Source organism: Parasedimentitalea nitratireducens (assembly GCF_057444295.1).
Map to the genome: position 1 here is coordinate 1 of NZ_JBYAXC010000039.1, position 1,429 is coordinate 1,429.

At 50.1% G+C, this 1,429-nt stretch carries 2 protein-coding genes; one reads left to right on the forward strand and one right to left on the reverse strand.

Features of this window, described 5'->3' with window-relative positions; translation table 11 throughout:
• Positions 1-625: 625 nt before the first annotated feature.
• Positions 626-916: a hypothetical protein gene (locus tag AC2T28_RS24905; RefSeq protein ID WP_486751294.1), complete on the forward strand. Its 291-nt coding sequence runs from the start codon at positions 626-628 to the stop codon at positions 914-916.
• A 133-nt stretch (positions 917-1,049) separates the two neighbouring features.
• On the opposite strand, the gene AC2T28_RS24910 is transcribed toward AC2T28_RS24905, so the two are convergent.
• Positions 1,050-1,289, reverse strand: coding sequence for a hypothetical protein (locus AC2T28_RS24910; protein ID WP_486751295.1), 240 nt, complete (start codon positions 1,287-1,289; stop codon positions 1,050-1,052).
• Between the last annotated feature and the right edge of the window lie 140 nt (positions 1,290-1,429).

Below are 1,429 nucleotides of genomic sequence, written 5' to 3' on the forward strand. Positions count from 1 at the left end.
CAGTGGTTACGATGAGCCAAGAACTCTCTCTTATCAAATACGGCTATTTGGACCCATAAGCGCTGACGTCAGACAGTTTCAGCAATTGAAATGGTGACTATTGGCCCAAGGCATCCAACACCTACTTCTGGGATCACGCAAGCGCTGAGAAAACATGGTTGTGAAGTGAATGTACGACCCAGCAACGCAAGCTATACCGAGAGGTGAAACCGTGTTGATTGAGCCGGTTTGGCCAGTGAAGTAGAGTCCAGCAAAGGAGAGATTGATGCCATCGTCGGATGAACTCTATCAGATGCGCCGGGCCGCCTATCTGAGGGACGTCGAGCAAGCGCTCCAGTTCGATTTCGTGAAGGATATGGAGATGCTGGCCCCTGAAGATTCCAACACCTGTGAGTATTGTCGGTCACAAGACGGCATAAAGTTCCCTAAAAACGCCGTTCCAGAATTACCTCATTTGGCAGGATCTGGATGCAACTGTGCTATCGGGTGCAGATGTGTTGTGGTGGCCGTAGTCCCGAGCGATCTTTGAAAGTCCAACTAAGGAGGAGTTCTGGCAGGGAGTTGAACGGCGACTCAGGTTTTTGTGGTAGTGTGGTGCATGTTCTCAAAATTGGAGGGTTATGTTATGCATCGCATCGTCTCATCTGCGAGTATCTCCTTGATATTTTTAACTGTGCCGATCGTGGTTGCGGCACAGACGTCACCTGGAAATTCGGGGATCAATCTGGAACAAACCATTGGATCGGATGCTGGCATCGGAAATGGTTCGGACTGGTCGACCGATGACGGGGAGGGCTACTTCACCAGCATTACTGATAGCTCAGAAAACCCGGATCATCCGGACCATGTTGCTAAAGAGCCAAAAGTTGAGATTGACCCAGGTAAATCCCAGCAGAACGCAAACAACAGAAAATAGTAGCACCAACATAGAAGAGTGCGGCCCACCTAGGGGGAGTTATACTTGCCCACAGCGGGCCGCCGCCCGTGAGTAGTCGCGGGGTGTGAATAAGGTATGTTTTATTCAGTTGTCGTCCAATAAAAGAGCGAGCTCAATGAATACGGAAACAGTGGAAATTACCTGCGACCATTGTGGTGCTTTCAATGTAGTTCGTTACACTGAACAACCAGTTCGGATCAAAGGGGTGGTCGAGTGTGCCGTTTGCGGTGGGGAACTGCTGCAGTGGGAAGGAAAACGTTTGTATAGCAAGGCAGAACTGAAAGGTCTGTCCGGCTAAGGAGCGAGCAACCCGCAGGGCATAATCATCGAATTTTCCGATGGTACGGGCCACTCTATCCGCCCGACTTTAGGCAGAATGCCGACACGATAGCGCAAGGAAAATTTATGTCCATAAAAGGAGCGCAGCGTTTCGTTTTTGAAGTTATTTGAGAGCGGACGCGGAGGACAATTCGAACATCCGCTCTCAACTCG

Coding starts and splice junctions, on each gene's coding strand:
- AC2T28_RS24905 (WP_486751294.1), top strand. CDS start 626: ATGCATCGCATCGTCTCATCTGCGAGTATCTCCTTGATATTTTTAACT.